This is a genomic window from Escherichia sp. MOD1-EC5495, assembly GCF_002965965.1.
GTDB classification, from domain to species: domain Bacteria; phylum Pseudomonadota; class Gammaproteobacteria; order Enterobacterales; family Enterobacteriaceae; genus Escherichia; species Escherichia ruysiae.
In genome coordinates, this window is the sequence record NZ_PTRI01000020.1 from 24,765 (window position 1) to 40,126 (window position 15,362).

The window sequence follows — 15,362 nt, forward strand, 5'->3', positions numbered from 1 at the left end:
GTAAATTAACACCAAACTAGTCATCTGAAAATTATCGATACGCATTTGGTTATTAGTATTTTAAATAACCTATATCATAAATATCCCACCAGTATCTTTGGCGGGATATTTTACAATTGACCAAAATTATTTTTATTTCGCAAAATAATGTTATTTATTGCACTGTAAAATACTCATCTAAAAATATTGCTTTCAGATTGTTTTTTTTCATCCACCCTTTAATGTCGGAAAGATATTCGCTGGAATTCTCCATTATTATAATAAATATTCTATTTTTTTCATTTTTTTCTTTGCTTTTTAGAAAAGATTCTATTTTATTTGGCTTGCAGGACCACACAGGGCTATTTACGTTCAACTGTGGATAAATTTCAAATATTTTAGAAATAGAAAAAGATGGTCTATCAACACCTGTGTAATACAACTTTGTTTTTGAATTAACCGTATTTATTATTGCAACATCACCAGAAATAAAATTAATTTTATTTTTTTCACCAACTAAATACTGACATGCTTTTGTTTGTTTAGGATTTGTTTTTAAGCGATATTCAAATCCGAGCCTTATTAAAATATTTTCAAATATATCATATGTGATTTCATCATATGATGAATCCTTATAATGTACTAAATAATTACATAACAAATATATTAAAAAAGATTTAAACTTTAGCTCCTTCTCGTATTTTTCATCATCTGATTGATGAGCAAACTCACGATAAATAGATATTATTTCCTCCCCTGAACGAACATCATATGTAAAACCCTTCCCCGTATAAATACTGTTCCCAAGTACAAATGTCAATTTATTCAAAATAAGAGATTCCAAACCCACCGTAGAGTTTATGACCACATTAAACTCTGAAGCTTTAAGCAAGGAGTGTAGGTTAATATCTGAGTTAATTATGCATCCAGCCGGATAATCAATTTGCCTTTTTTTATTCTCAGGATGAGGGCGAATAACAAGAGAAAAACCTAATTTTTTTGCGACGGGCATTAGTTCATTAATCACTTGTCGCATTTTTTTAAATTTAGGTGAATTTATAATTATATTGGAATCACCTTCTATTTGCTCACAAAAAAGAATAAAACCTTTATTTTTAATTTTTAATTTTTGGAATATTCTTTGTTTATCTGAAATGATCAAATCATTAGTGTTAACAATCGTCTCATTAGCATCAGAAAAGTTTTTTATATAATTATCAGCGAAATGAAATTTATTGTTTGGCGGTATGTCGATGTAACTTCCCGCAAGATAGCTTTTAAAATTAACACCTTGATAATCCACAAGATAAGTAGATGGCAGAAGCCCTCTTTCTACAAAGAGAACCGGAACATCTATAATCTTTGCAACAATTTTAGGAATGAATATCATATGAGGTCCATTTCCATTCCAACTTACCAAAAAATCTGGTCGTATTTTCTCACAAAGATTCAACAATGTCTCAATCAAAAGAATACAATATTTTATTGATTTAGAAAATTTATCTTTCTCATAATGCTCTGGAAACATTCTCTTATGGGTTAAAATATCAACTCCAATATTTACTCCTCGATAGCTCATTTTTGCGATAGGAAGTTCATGATTTTCCCTATACCACTCTTCTGCCAGATCTCTATTTTTTTTAGTAAACATTTCTTTTAGTGAATGTGTTATAAAGTCATGCTGCATGAAAAAATTTTTATGAGAGCTTTCGACCTTCACAATCTCACTAAAAACTCCTTGTCTTCTTAATTCCATTGCAATATGTAGATTTATATCCATTAATAATCTGGCATCCATACCGAAAATTAAAGCTTTTTTACGGGAAGGCGTTTTACTTTCATTAACTGGTGTTTTTCTTATGCTATTTACCTGTTTTATACAAATATTATCCCTAGGTAGTTCTAATATTTCCCTCCATTTTATAGCCACACTTTCGAAACTATATTCATCTTTAGCTAACTGCAGTGCATTTTCTTCTAACTGTATTCTTTTCTCGTTATGAGTAAGTATATCATAAAGCGCAGAAGTGAAATCATGCCATTGATCTGCAATAATGGCATGAACACCATTTTTAATATTAATACCATCACAACCCAAGGTGGTTGTTACCATTGCCTTTCCATAAGAAAGAGCCTCAACGGCTTTTATTTTCATACCTGCGCCGTTGAGTATTGGGCAGATTACAACTTTTGCTGAATTATAACATTCTGATAGATCTGGAACACGACCAAGACGATTAATATGATTTCCTTTAATTTTTTTTATAGCTGCGCAATTGCTTACATCTCCTGCTACAGCGATCAACGGCATTTTTCCAAGTAGTTTCGAAAGCTGCGGTATAACATTCGCATTGAACTTCATGAATCCTTCTATATTAAATGGTGAACTAGAACCTACAAACAAAATATCATATTTATGTTTAGAGTCTCTATTTACACATGTTTTAACGTTATGAAATCCGGGTATGAACACAGTATTTTTGATGCCAAATCTACGCTTGAATTCCTTTTCTTCATTTGGATTAATTGCTATTACTGTATCAAATTTATTAATACATTTTCTCTCACTTTTTTCAAATTTAGCGAGATCAAATCTATCGTTTGGTTTTATCTTTAGGGCTCCTTTCATTATCTCTGTAGCAAAATCGTGTGTATCAACTATTGTTTTCCCCTTGTAACCTCGTGGAATTACATCGGATAGTTTCAAATAATTAACAATTACATAATCGGGTGACTTAGTTTTTATATATTTCCTTACAACTTTTTTAAATGTATATGGACAAGTCTCTTGCGTACAAATCCTGTCCGCCCCAAAAAGACTCTCATCTATCTTTTTTAATGCCGAAAAAACATTATCTTTTGAGAATTTAGGATGCCTTTTTACAATTACATCAGATAACTTATAAGCTTTTAAAACATCTTTCTTTACATCAATGCTTTTCCGTTCTTTTTGATTTGAGTTAAGTATTGCCAGTGATATTTTACAATTTAATGATTCCAGCAGTTTGATTGTTTGATGAATTCTGTTTTGATTCCCTTTAAATGCTGGATATGGGATTTCCGGGGTTACTATTAAAATATTCTTCATTCTTTACCTCTAGGAAACAAACTCGACATTTATAGTAGAAAATAGCATTTCAATTAGCAAATCAAACGCGCTGAACAAATAACAAGTTGCCCCATTAACTATTTATATAATTTTTATTGTTGCAAACAAAAAACTCAGTCATTTCTTGTAGTTTTATCATCAAGAGAAGATAAATTATATATTTTTATTAAGTCAACTTTCAGGCGCATGATTAAAAAACATATGAATATGTTAATATAAAATAAGTTTTCCTTCTATATACTCCTCTATCCCCTCCTGAACATCCTCAAAAAACCCAACCGCATTATCGTCTTTAAACACAATCGCCACATCACAAAACTCTTTCAATGAATTCAAACTATGTGAAACCATTAAAAAGCTAGACTCTTTATGCCTTTCTTTAAATAAGTGGGCGCACTTCTCTTTAAACCTGGCATCACCGACTGCGGTTACTTCATCGACGATATAATAATCAAACTTAAATGCCATGCTTAAACCAAAACCCAGGCGAGATCGCATACCAGATGAGTAAGTTTTGATCGGCATATCAAAGTACTTGCCGAGTTCGGCAAATTCTTCGACAAACGCAATTTTCTCTTTCAGTTCTTCTTGCTTTGCGTATAACCGCGCAACAAATTTTACGTTTTCGCGTCCGGTTAAACTTCCCTGAAATCCACCGGCGAGGCCGACTGGCCATGATATCGTTTTATTGGTGATGATCTTTCCGCTATCGGGGCGGTCAATGCCACCAATCATTCTCAGTAACGTTGATTTACCTGCACCATTACGACCAATAAAGGCAACGCTTTTTCCTGAAGGGATTTCAATGTTTAAATCCTTAAACACATAGTGTCGCCCCGTTGGCGTACGATATGACTTCGTCAAATTCTCAATCTTAATCATGATGTCAGCATTGCCTCCTCACGAGTTCGGTATAACGCCAGACCAATGAACAGGGTTATCAATGTAAACATTGCTAGGTAGTTCAGACTCACGCCTTCGCTAATATAGCCAGGCATAACGGCCTCGCGACTTAACTCCACCACATGTACTAATGGGTTCCAGAGAAGATAAGACCAATATTGCTTAGGAATTGAGTGCAGAGGGAACATGATGCAGGAGATGAAATAAAGGGGCTTAAGAAGTATCGGTAGAACCTTTTGCATTTCGGGGAAGGTTTTACCAACGACCATAAATATTAAGCCAATGCTGCATGAAAGTATGATCAGCAGACTCCAGGTGGCCACAAGTTGTAAAAAATTTGTTATCTCGAAATATTCGCCTGCCATCCAGACAATGAGCATAAGCAGAATATAAACAGCGACGTAAATCAGCGTCTCAAGCAGAGCGCGCGCAATGATCGTATCGATGGGTTTTACTGGACGATAATTAAACAGTCCCTGGTTCGCTTCAATAGCACCTACAGAACGATTGCTGATACTGCTAAAGATAAAAAAGGGAATCAGGCCATTAAGTAAAAACACCGGGAACGAGATGTCTGGCATCGTGCGGTGCATAATGTAACCAAAAATGCCCAACAGTATCAGCAAATGCGCAGAGGGTTCGAGAATCGCCCACAAATACCCCAGACGAAACTTACCAAAACGTGTTCGTATTTCTCGTAGAAATAATGCCTCTACGGTGACTTTCTGGACTTCAAATCCACTTCTTGCCATTTGATGATGTGATCCTAATCTCTTCAGGTACGCTACCGCCCTTGGCTTAACAGCTACCAATACACTGGAGGTAATACTTGTTTGTAATTGGATAAAATACGTTCAGACGGTTTGACTTTTTAATAGCCGCAAACAATTTCAGCAGAAATTATTTCCGCAGGGATAAATTAATCTATTTCCGTCTCATTTCTTCTAATCCATTCTTCAGGCATGAATGTATTCGGTCTTCTGGTCATTTCAGAAAACTGGCCGTTTTAGAATGTAGAGTTAATTTCTCAGGAAATTATGCGTAACTCTTTTTGCTTAGCCTGTATGGGTAAAAAAGACGTAAAGCACCATGCGTTCTGGATTACTCCGGAACACACTTATTCAAAAATGAGCTTTTAATTTCACAAGAAATTATTTTTGCTTTTACTGTTAACTACTGGATTATAACACCACCTATAAATTTTAGGCGTAACAACACCTGCAATCTGTTTCACACCAGAACGCACGAATTTATTACCAATCAATTATTTACCGAGAAACTATTTCCCTATTTAAAATTCACTCATGTACTTCTTATTTATATCTTCAGCCCCCTCTTTGCGGTCATATTTGTGATATTCGTCACATTTAAACAATGTTATTTAAGTCGCAGGAATAATTCCAGCAGCAATTATTGTTGTCGATTAAAATATATGTCTTGATTATTTATCGCGTTTATTTTAACCAGCGTTACAGCCAGCACTATCCCTCAGTAGATATACCTGAGCAGACATTGTTTCAAATCGACGGATAGTTTCTGTGGAAATTATTTTGCTTACTTAAAATTTCCTTTCTGATTGTCTCCAGGAATTTTAGTAATTTCCAGGCTACACAAAATACAGATCACACAAGAATTATCCTATATGTTTTGACCTATCAATTGCCACTCAATGATTCATTACATCTATTAATATTCATGATGTATTGCCACACTTAAGCATATTTATAGGACGCGGGGCTGCTTCAGGAGAGAACTCGTATCTGTTGTTTTGCAGAACATTCAGTGATGACGGGAATGGGATATTTCTTATTGCAAAAATATTCAATTAAGTGAGTGGATAAGAAGATTATACACTCACCTTTCGGGTTTAATTTCACAGGGAATTTACTGGAACACTTATCCTCTTATCAACTCCAGTCGCTGCACATTCACCATCCCTGGCTTCTCACCTGCGCTGACATCAATTTGTGTCACCCGCAGCGCATACTTTTCATCCAGCGCGTTTAACCAGTTCAGCAGGTCATTAAACACCACAGGATCTATCCAGACCTGAATATTCTCCCCGCGCTCAGCTATCCGCTTGATGACCACAGAATGCGCGGAAGCACTGTCACTAATGACCCGCGATACCTGCGCAGGCGTTGTTGTGGCGGATTTTCGCGCTGCGATAATATCCGGCGCGGCGCTCTTCAGTCGGGTGTTCATCGCCACCAGCTGCTGCAACATCGTCTCCTGTTGCTCTACCCGTTCGCTCAAAGGCTGCCAGATGAGGACGTAATATCCGGCGCTAAACAGAAACACCGCCGCTGCCAGTAACATGCCTTTTTCGCGCGGCGAACGCCCCGCCAGGTGTTGTGCCAGCCAGTGTTCGCCACGGCTTAACTGGCGTTCACGCCATTGCTGAAAATAGTGAATAAATTTATCGCGTAACATGTTATTTCCTCCGCAACGTTACGCCGCCGGAAACCGCATCACCCTCTTTCTGTAATGCGTCCTGTTGCACAACATAATCTGCCGCCAGTGCGCTACGCAGTTTGTCGAAACTGGCAAAGCTCGCTGCCCGCAACTGAAGGTGGAGCGTCTGGCGTTTTTGATCAAAGGTGAAGCCACGCATCTCGATGTCGGAAAGTGACGCCGTTTTCAGGGTGCTGGCAATCGCTGACAACTCTGCGAGCAGCCTGGTATCGTCGGCCTGCGGGCGATATTTTTTCAGCGCCATCGTCACCTGAGAGCGTAAATTCACAATCCGCTTCTGCTCCGGGAACAACGTTAAGAACTGTTTTTCCGCCTGGGCGCGGCTTTGCGCCACCTGTTCACTGACGCTCCATAACGTCACACCCCGTTCCACTGCCAGCGCAACCAGAATCAGCAATACCGGCAGAGCCATCACCCGCCAGCGCGCCCACTGTTTTCGGTAGCTGACGCGAGGCTGCCACGGCCCTGTTAGCAGGTTCCCTTCCGGTTCGCCATAAGTGGTAATGGCTGGCAGAGCCGTAACGGTCAGGCGTTCAGCGTCTACGCCAGCCCATGTCGATAGCTCTTCCGGCGCAATGCCGACCACGGTTAGCGAAAGCGGTAAATCCTGCTCATTGAGCTGTGCGCGGAACATAACCGGAGCCAGCGCACGCCCGGCGCTCCATCCCCGACATTCATCGATGCGGCAGATAACCCGTTGCGCATCGCCAGCCATAAATCCACAAGGAATGGACATCCAGTCCGGCGCGACGGTAGCGCGGGTGATGCCGTTTTCCTGCAACCACTGCGCAATGTTGCGCATATGCTGCTGGTGAATCACTGCCACGGTTGCCAGTTGCTGGTCGATTTTCAACGGGGCGAAATGCAGTTCGTCGATATCCTGGTTCAGCTCTTCTTCCAGTAAGGCGGGCAGAATAGTCGGTATCTGCTTGCGGGCGACATCAGGCAGTTCAACCTGCCAGACGCTGATCCATTCGCCGGGAATGTAGAGTCGAATCGCATCGGTTTGCAGCCATTGCTGAAGCTGTTCGTTGTCGACGTCAGGCCAGATACCGCACTCCACGTCGGGTGTACGGCGCTGCCAGCGGATGGGGTCGGTGGCGCAAAGCGGGAAAAAAATCTCAAGCATGGAACTCACTCACTTTCTCCTGTCTGATGCCAGAGAACCGAAAAGTGTTGTGGCCCCATGCGGACAATTAACGAGTTCATCGTCAGTTCAATCTCATTCACGGTGATATCCGAACGCAGCCAGAAGTAATTGCTGTCCACGCTCAGGACGGTTTTTAGCTGTTTTTTAGTACGCTCATCGACGTCAGCAAGTAGCGGCTGTGCAAGAAACTGATCGACATCTTCCCAACCCTTTGCCGGACGTTGTTGTAGTAACGCCCGCGCCTGAACAGGGCTTAACCACGGATCAAACAGCGCCTCGAGAATCACGCTTTGCGTGACGTCTAATGTGTTGATGTTGATTTGCTGGCGGGTCATCGGCAGCGCACAAACCAGCGGTTTCAGTTTTTGATAGAGTCCGGCGTCCATTCCCTGCACCACTCGCATCTCGCTGATATCAGCTAACGGTTGATTAGCGGCATAGAACGGCACCGAGCGGGCGAGATACTCGCTGTCTTCACGCCCCAGACGCGTCTGCACGCTGCGATCTTCGTCAATAAACTCCCACAGGCTTTCGGCTATCAGTTCGGCTCGATAAGCAGGCACATCCAGGCGCGAGATCAGGGCAATCAACTGTTGTACCGCAAGCGGACGCGATGCCGTCGTCGGCTGAGCGAGAGCATTCAGGTTAAAGCAGGCCTGTGCGTCACGCAGGGTGACGGCAATTTGCCCCTGCGGCAGAGGAAAAAAACGAGGGCCGGAAGCCCACGGCTGCGCCAGATGCACGCGTTGTTCATTTTTCAGGCTCAGACTGAGCGCGCTCAGCGCCAGGCTTTCTGCACTGGCGCTGTACCACAGCGCCTGCTGGTACTCCTGCTGGCTGCGCGTTCGCCCAAGTTGTTGTTGCATCCGCCCGGAAAGCGTGATGGTTACCAGCATTATGACCGCCAGCAATATCAGCACCACGACCAGTGCCATTCCGCGTTTTGGTGGTGAGGTGGTCATGATAATTGCGGCCCGCGTAACAACCAGATGCGTTCAATCTCGCCCCATTGCGGCGAATGCAGAGTCATGCGCACCGCCACAGGGATCGCCTGCCCTGACGACCAGCTCTCCTGCCAGCGCGTGCCGTCGTAGAATTGCAAACGGAGCGAATCCGCCGGGATTAATTTTTGCGTTGTTGGCTTCACGCTGCCTGCTGCATCGGTCAGCGGCCAGGACAATCGTTCAAGATAACCGTCATGAATGCGGTAACCGACGGTGAGCAGATTACTGCGCGGCAGGCGCATCAACGGATTAACCACACCGCCACGCACAAAGCGTATCCCTTCACTCTCAGACGCCAGCACGCCAGCGCCAACCAGTAACGCCGGTTCCCGCTGCCCCTGCTCGCCTCTTACCGGGCGTGGCATCATTTGTGTCAGATCGTGGGTCAGAAAACTCATCGTTTGCTGCATGAGGTTTAGTTTTTGATCGTGTTCGGCGACGGCGCTATTCACGCGCGTAACGCCGTTTGTCACCTGCTGCGCCATCAGTGCCAGCGAGGCAAAAATGGCGATTGCCACCAGCATTTCCAGTAACGTGAAACCAGCGCGAGTCTTTTTCATTGCTGGCCTCCCACGGCGCTGAACCAGGCGCGTCGTGACTGAACCACCGACGAAAAGTCTTCGTGACGGCTGACTTCAATATCCACCGCCTGAAGCAGCGCGTTACCTGTATTCAGCGGTGTGGTTCGCCAGTACCAGCGGCTTCCTGCCATATCGCTCTCGCCCTGATGCCTGACCGCCCGTTGTTCGCGGGTCATCAGGTAAAGTAGAGCGGTCTGGTTTTCAGCTACCCAGCCAGCTACCGTTTTCTCCTCAAGAACTTGCTGATTACTCAGCGCACCGCTGGCAATCTGTAACACTGCCATGGCAGCCAGCGCAAAAATCGCCAGCGCGAGCATCACTTCCAGCAAGGTAAATCCACGCTTCATGGCATCCTCTCATCACATTGACTGAGGGATAACGCGCCATCGTGTGCCAGTTTTACCGCCCAACATGCGTTTTGCGCCGCCGAATAGAATCGCAGCGTAAACGGCGTGGCGGGTTCAAAAGGCGAAAAACGGATCTGCGGCGTCTTCTTTTTCGCCTCTTTTTGCAGCTCCAGTTCAATATCATGCAGCGTCAGGCGACGACGTTGCAGCTCCAGAGTATATTCCTTCTGCCAGATATCACTTCCGGGTTGTAACAGCATCTGCACCTGTTTCGGCACCGTAACCTGTGCCGATAACCGGGTCGCAGAAACGGGCAACCACTGCCCCTGACGACGCTGCATAAACTGGTAGCCAGGCGGGTCGATTAACACACCGAGTGTCTGTCCTTCGATCACCGCCCTGTCCTTAAACTGCGCAAAGCGAGTCAGAAAATCCTGCGCCGCTTTTTTCGCGGGCGATTCAGAATCGGTCGCAAAAGTCTGTACCACGCCCACACTGGCAAGGCCGATAAGGAAAATCACCAGCATGATTTCCAGAAGAGTGAATCCGCGTTCAGGCACTGATTACTGAAACTCCTGCAAATTCCAGTTACCGATATCTGCGCCAGCGCCTTCTCCGTTTTCCTGACCATCCGCCCCTAAGGTGTAAACATCAAACATCCCTTTTTCACCGGGGCTGAGATACTGATAATCATTGCCCCACGGATCTTTTGGCAGTCGTTTAATGTATCCACCTGGACGGTAGTTGCGGGAATCCGCCATATTGGCCGGTTGCTGGATCAGCGCCTCAAGCCCCTGCTCGGTGGTCGGATAACGCCCGTTATCCAGTCGGTACATATCCAGCGCGTTTTCCAGCGCCACGATATCGCTGATGGCTTTTTGCCGATCCGCTTTCTCTTTGTTGCCCAGCAGGTTAGGCACGACCAGGCTTGCCAGAACGCCAAGAATAACAATCACCACCATCACTTCCAGCAGGGTAAAACCTGCCCGTGGTTTTTGTGTGCGGGATAACGAATTCATGTGATAACTCCGTAAATTACATTCCAACCATATTGTTCAGTTGCAGCATCGGCTCAAGGATGGCGATGACGATAAACAGCACCACGCCCGCCATCATCACCACCAGTGCCGGTTCAAACAGCCCTAACGCCAGTCCTACCTGGGTATCAAATTCCCGCTCCTGGTTGACTGCGGCCTGTTCAAGCATGGTTTCCAGCTCGCCGCTCTGTTCACCGGAGGCGATCATGTACAGCATCATCGGTGGGAACAGGCGAAGCTCCGCCAGCGCGGCGCGCAGACTGCTTCCTTCGCGGACGCGATCTGCCGCCAGCAGCAGTTGTTGCTCGACATAGCGATTTGCCGACACGGCGGCAGCGGTCTGAATGCCTTCCAGCAGCGGAACACTGCTGGCGGTGAGGATGCTTAACGTGCGGGAAAAACGCGCCGTATTCAGCCCGCGCGCAACACGCCCCGTCACGGGCAGGCGCAGCAAGGTTTTATCCCAGCGCAGGCGCATAGCAGGATTTTTGAGTAACCGTTGCCCCAGCACCAGAAGCCCCAGCAAACCTGCCAGCCAGTAAACGCCGCTGGCCTGTAACGCGTCGCTCATGGCGATAAGCGCGCGGGTGGAAGCGGGCAACGCGTGTCCGAGATGATCAAACTGTTCGATAATTTTCGGCACTACCGCCGTCAGCAAAATAGTAACCACGCCCGTTGCCACCACCAGCAATACCAGCGGATAGAGCATGGCCTGCAACAGACGTGATTTCAGGCGCTGGCGCTGTTCGGTGTAATCCGCCAGGCGATTGAGCACCACATCGAGATGCCCGGATTTTTCTCCGGCAGCCACCATCGAACAAAACAGAGAATCAAAGACGCGGGGATGTTCGCGCAGGCTGTCCGACAGGGTGTAACCTTCCTGAATCCGGCTGCGTAGCGCCATTCCGAGGCTTTTTACATGCAGTTTTTCGCTTTGCTCACTGACCGCCTGTAAGCAGGTTTCCAGCGGCATTGCTGCCTGTACTAACGTTGCCAGTTGGCGAGTGAACAGCGCCAGATCTGCCGCCGCCACGCGACGATGTGCGTGCCGCCGACGCTGCAACATTCCCCCTGACGAAGCATTCAGCCGGGCTTCAATGTGCACGGGAATGAGCTCTTTACCGCGCAACAACTGGCGGGCATGACGCGCGGAATCCGCCTCAATCATGCCTTTGGTTTTGCGACCATTACGCTCCAGCGCCTGATAGTAAAACAGTGCCATTACGCCTCCATGGTTACCCGCAGAACTTCATCGAGAGAGGTTTCTCCGGCGAGCACTTTCTCAATGCCGTTGCTGCGGATACCCGCAGAGTGTTGCCGGACATAACGTTCCAGCTCCAGTTCCCCGGCCTGACGGTGGATCAAATCACGCAATGTGGCATCCACCACGATCAGCTCATGGATGGCAGTACGTCCGCGAAAACCTTTGTGATTACAGGCGGGGCAGCCCTGCGGATGGTACAGCGTGACAGTACGCGCGTCGGTAATCCCCAGCAGGCGTTTTTCTTCGTCAGTGGCAGGCGCGGGCTGGCGGCAGTCGGGGCACAGCGTGCGAATCAGCCGCTGCGCCATCACGCCCGTCAGACTGGAAGAGAGCAGGAAAGGCTCCACGCCCATATCCTGCAAACGCGTAATCGCCCCCACCGCCGTGTTGGTATGCAGCGTGGAAAGTACCAGGTGCCCAGTGAGCGACGCCTGAACAGCGATTTCTGCGGTTTCGGTATCGCGGATTTCACCGACCATCACCACATCCGGGTCCTGACGCAAAATCGCGCGCAGGCCACGGGCGAAGGTCATGCCGACGCGGGTGTTGACCTGCGTCTGACCGATCCCTTCAATCATGTATTCGATGGGGTCTTCAACCGTGAGAATGTTGCGCGAATGGTTGTTCAGCTCCTGCAATCCGGCGTACAGCGTGGTGCTTTTGCCGGAACCTGTCGGCCCCGTCACCAGAAAGATACCGTGCGGTTTGTGTAACAGCTGGCGCAACTGCGCGGTCAGTTCATGGCTCAACCCCAGACGCTCCAGCGTCAGGCGGGCCTGGTTTTTGTCCAGCAGTCGCAGCACCACGCGCTCGCCCCAGGCGGATGGCATGGTGGAGACACGCACGTCAATCGCCCGACCGCCCAGCAGCAGCGCAATACGTCCATCCTGCGGTACGCGCTTTTCGGCGATATCCAGCCGTGCCATCACCTTAATACGCGATACCAGCAGCGAGGCCAGTTTGCGCCCCGGACGCAGCATTTCATGTAATGTGCCGTCAACACGAAAACGGATCACCAGACTCTTTTCAAACGTCTCGATGTGGATATCCGAAGCGCCTTCTTTAATCGCCTCTGCCAGCATGGCGTTGATCAGTTTGATGATCGGCGCATCGTCGTCACTTTCCAGCAGATCTTCCGTTTCCGGCAGCTCTTCTGCGAGGGTAAAAAAGTCCTCGGCAGAACCGAGATCTTCCATCAGCTGGCGAGCCTCGGAAGAGTCCCGCTGCCAGACCGCATTCAGTCGCTGTTCAAACTCGGCCTCATCGATTTGCCGAAGTGTAAAGGGTGTGTTCAGCCCCCGCTGTAGCTCCTGCAAAACAGAGAGCGACAGCGGATGCACATGGAGGATCTCCAGCGACGATTCGCACCATGCCACCAGACTAAACCGACGGCTGAAACTGTAGGGCAGACGCACGGTGTTAGCGGTGGTTTCCTGTGCTACAGGCACCATTAACGTGTTCTCCCGGCATTGAGGAACGCGCGTACTTCCGGCGGTAAGGTCTGGTTTTGCGCTGGCAGTACCGGCTGCGCGGTGTGCGGCATCAGGCTTAAGCCTTGCTCATCGCGATAGATCTGCTCGGCGCGCATGTAGTTATATTTGCGCTGCGACACGCCGTCTGCCGCCATACCGTCACGCAGAATCGTCGGGCGGATAAACACCATCAGGTTACGTTTTTCTTTTTTATCCGCCGTCGATTTAAACAGGTTACCAATCAACGGGATATCGCCCAGCAGCGGCACTTTCGCCACACTTTCTCCCGCCTGGTCGTCCATCAGACCGCCAAGCACAATCAGCTCACCATCGTTAGCCAGCACGGTGGTTTTCAGTTTGCGCTCGCCAAACACCACGTCGAGGCTGGTCTGCCCTTCCACTTTCGAGACTTCCTGCTCAATCACCATCTGTACCGCGTTACCTTCGTTAATCTGCGGCGTGACTTTCAGCATGATGCCGACTTTTTTCCTCTCTACGGTGTTGAAAGGATTGCTGTTATTGGAGCCAACGGTAGATCCGGTTAATACCGGAACGTCCTGGCCCACCATGAAGAAGGCTTCCTGGTTGTCCAGCGTGGTGATGCTCGGCGTAGAAAGGACGTTAGAGCTGGAGTCGTTTTTAACCGCCTGTACCAGCGCCATCCAGTCGCCTTTCACCACGCCAACCGCCGTACCGCTAAAGCCGGAAAGTAGCTGGGCAAGCGTGGAGAGATCGCCGTTGGTGTCCGGGTTAATGGTGGTAGCGCCGTTTTCGCTGATCACCGTGGAGCCTTTCTGCGGTTTCGCCTGAGAAATGGCTGCCCCCAGCGTGCCGATAGGGATCTGCGTGCCGTTGGCAAACTGCATTAACCCGGCATCTTTCGACGCCCACTGCACGCCGAAGTTGATATTGCTGCCTTCGGCAACTTCCACGATCAACGCCTCGACATGCACCTGAGCACGGCGAATATCCAGTTGTTCAATCACGCTTTGTAGCGACTGCATGATGTCCTGCGGCGCGGTAACAATCAGGGCATTACTGTGTTTGCTGGCGGCGATGGAGACAACCTCACGCCCGCTACCGACCGTGCCTTCCGCCTCTTCTTTAGCGGCGGTGAGCGTGCCGCTGACCTGTTTCAGAACATCGACCAGATCTTCGGCTTTGCTGTATTTGAGATAGAACACCTGGCTGTTGCCGCTGCGCTCCATTTCTGAGTCCAGACGACGGATCAGGCGGCGCATTTTATCCCGCGTGGCGGGATCGCCGCTGATAATCACGCTGTTGGTGCGTTCATCGGCGACAATCTGTGATTTCAGCGTCGCTGGCTGGTTCTCGCCGCTGTTTTTAGTCAGGCTTTCCAGCACGCGAGCAATTTCCGAAGCCGAGGCGTTATCCAGCGGGATAACCTCTTCGGTGCGGTTCCCAGCATGATCCACGCGCTGGATCACTTCCGTCAGCCGTTCCACAACTGAGGCGCGTCCGGTAAGCATAATCACGTTGGAGGGATCGTAATTAACGACGTTGCCAGAACCTGCGCTGTCGATCATCTGGCGCAGAATCGGTGCCAGCTCGCGTACCGACACATTGCGTACCGGCACCACTTTAGTGACCATTTCATCACCCGCGTAGTTGTCGCTACCTTCACCGACCAGCGGCAGCGGCTCGACTTTCGCGGCACTGGATTTCACCACCTTCAGCACATCGTTTTCCATCGGTACGACGGCATACCCCTGCGCTTCCAGCAGGTTAAGGAATAGCTGGTAATACTGGCGTTCATTGAGCGGGGTCATCGTGCGAATACTCACTTTCCCCTGTACGCCTGGTCCCATGATGATGGTTTTATTAAGGTTAGCGCCGACGGTTTCGATGAACGATTTCAGGTCGGTATCTTTAAAATTGGCGGTGAAAGTGGCTTCTTCCGCCCAGACCGGTGAACTACATAATGCCGCTGCCAGCACCAGCGGCAGTAAACGCTTTTTTGTTTTGAGGCCAGTTGTCTTCTTACGCCAGACCGACAACGTAATATCACGCCAAAACACGA

General features: G+C 47.9%; 13 protein-coding genes. All 13 read right to left on the reverse strand.

Annotation, left to right across the window (positions count from 1 at the left end):
* Positions 1-154: 154 nt before the first annotated feature.
* Positions 155-3,067: a glycosyltransferase gene (locus BEG40_RS16225; RefSeq protein ID WP_105285756.1), complete on the reverse strand. Its 2,913-nt coding sequence runs from the start codon at positions 3,065-3,067 to the stop codon at positions 155-157.
* Between the two features lie 231 nt (positions 3,068-3,298).
* Entirely contained in the window at positions 3,299-3,970 is a 672-nt protein-coding gene (locus tag BEG40_RS16230) for an ABC transporter ATP-binding protein (protein WP_105285757.1), read from the reverse strand.
* The gene (locus tag BEG40_RS16235) at positions 3,967-4,743 is read right to left on the reverse strand and encodes an ABC transporter permease (RefSeq protein ID WP_032226235.1); all 777 of its coding nucleotides are present in this window, start codon (positions 4,741-4,743) and stop codon (positions 3,967-3,969) included. Before BEG40_RS16235 ends, BEG40_RS16230 begins: the two co-directional genes overlap by 4 nt.
* A 1,144-nt stretch (positions 4,744-5,887) precedes the next feature.
* Positions 5,888-6,424 (reverse strand): GspM family type II secretion system protein YghD, encoded by a 537-nt coding sequence (gene yghD / locus BEG40_RS16240; RefSeq protein ID WP_000942774.1) that lies wholly within the window; start codon positions 6,422-6,424, stop codon positions 5,888-5,890.
* 1 nt (position 6,425) lies between these two features.
* Complete coding sequence (gene gspL, locus BEG40_RS16245; RefSeq protein ID WP_105285758.1) at positions 6,426-7,604, reverse strand: type II secretion system protein GspL; 1,179 nt, start codon at positions 7,602-7,604, stop codon at positions 6,426-6,428.
* Entirely contained in the window at positions 7,601-8,578 is a 978-nt protein-coding gene (gene gspK, locus BEG40_RS16250) for a type II secretion system minor pseudopilin GspK (RefSeq protein WP_000213664.1), read from the reverse strand. The genes gspL and gspK overlap by 4 nt, the downstream gene beginning before the upstream one ends.
* Positions 8,575-9,180: a type II secretion system minor pseudopilin GspJ gene (gspJ, locus tag BEG40_RS16255; protein WP_105282614.1), complete on the reverse strand. Its 606-nt coding sequence runs from the start codon at positions 9,178-9,180 to the stop codon at positions 8,575-8,577. Before gspJ ends, gspK begins: the two co-directional genes overlap by 4 nt.
* The gene (gene gspI / locus BEG40_RS16260; RefSeq protein ID WP_105285759.1) at positions 9,177-9,548 is read right to left on the reverse strand and encodes a type II secretion system minor pseudopilin GspI; all 372 of its coding nucleotides are present in this window, start codon (positions 9,546-9,548) and stop codon (positions 9,177-9,179) included. Before gspI ends, gspJ begins: the two co-directional genes overlap by 4 nt.
* Positions 9,545-10,108, reverse strand: a complete 564-nt coding sequence (gspH, locus tag BEG40_RS16265; protein WP_001115158.1) for a type II secretion system minor pseudopilin GspH — start codon at positions 10,106-10,108, stop codon at positions 9,545-9,547. Before gspH ends, gspI begins: the two co-directional genes overlap by 4 nt.
* A 3-nt stretch (positions 10,109-10,111) precedes the next feature.
* Entirely contained in the window at positions 10,112-10,567 is a 456-nt protein-coding gene (gene gspG / locus BEG40_RS16270; protein ID WP_001087292.1) for a type II secretion system major pseudopilin GspG, read from the reverse strand.
* A gap of 16 nt (positions 10,568-10,583) precedes the next feature.
* Complete coding sequence (gspF, locus tag BEG40_RS16275; protein WP_001173424.1) at positions 10,584-11,807, reverse strand: type II secretion system inner membrane protein GspF; 1,224 nt, start codon at positions 11,805-11,807, stop codon at positions 10,584-10,586.
* On the reverse strand, positions 11,807-13,300 hold the full coding sequence (gene gspE, locus BEG40_RS16280; RefSeq protein WP_105285760.1) for a type II secretion system ATPase GspE: 1,494 nt from the start codon (positions 13,298-13,300) through the stop codon (positions 11,807-11,809). The genes gspF and gspE overlap by 1 nt, the downstream gene beginning before the upstream one ends.
* Complete coding sequence (gene gspD, locus BEG40_RS16285; protein ID WP_105285761.1) at positions 13,300-15,360, reverse strand: type II secretion system secretin GspD; 2,061 nt, start codon at positions 15,358-15,360, stop codon at positions 13,300-13,302. Before gspD ends, gspE begins: the two co-directional genes overlap by 1 nt.
* Positions 15,361-15,362 lie beyond the last annotated feature (2 nt).

Bases quoted from the DNA above. Each gene is read 5' to 3' on its own strand.
- yghD (WP_000942774.1), bottom strand. From the start codon at position 6,424: ATGTTACGCGATAAATTTATTCACTATTTTCAGCAATGGCGTGAACGC.
- gspG (WP_001087292.1), bottom strand. From the start codon at position 10,567: ATGAATTCGTTATCCCGCACACAAAAACCACGGGCAGGTTTTACCCTG.
- gspF (WP_001173424.1), bottom strand. From the start codon at position 11,807: ATGGCACTGTTTTACTATCAGGCGCTGGAGCGTAATGGTCGCAAAACC.
- BEG40_RS16225 (WP_105285756.1), bottom strand. From the start codon at position 3,067: ATGAAGAATATTTTAATAGTAACCCCGGAAATCCCATATCCAGCATTT.
- gspK (WP_000213664.1), bottom strand. From the start codon at position 8,578: ATGACCACCTCACCACCAAAACGCGGAATGGCACTGGTCGTGGTGCTG.
- gspJ (WP_105282614.1), bottom strand. From the start codon at position 9,180: ATGAAAAAGACTCGCGCTGGTTTCACGTTACTGGAAATGCTGGTGGCA.
- BEG40_RS16235 (WP_032226235.1), bottom strand. From the start codon at position 4,743: ATGGCAAGAAGTGGATTTGAAGTCCAGAAAGTCACCGTAGAGGCATTA.
- BEG40_RS16230 (WP_105285757.1), bottom strand. From the start codon at position 3,970: ATGATTAAGATTGAGAATTTGACGAAGTCATATCGTACGCCAACGGGG.
- gspE (WP_105285760.1), bottom strand. From the start codon at position 13,300: ATGGTGCCTGTAGCACAGGAAACCACCGCTAACACCGTGCGTCTGCCC.
- gspI (WP_105285759.1), bottom strand. From the start codon at position 9,548: ATGAAGCGTGGATTTACCTTGCTGGAAGTGATGCTCGCGCTGGCGATT.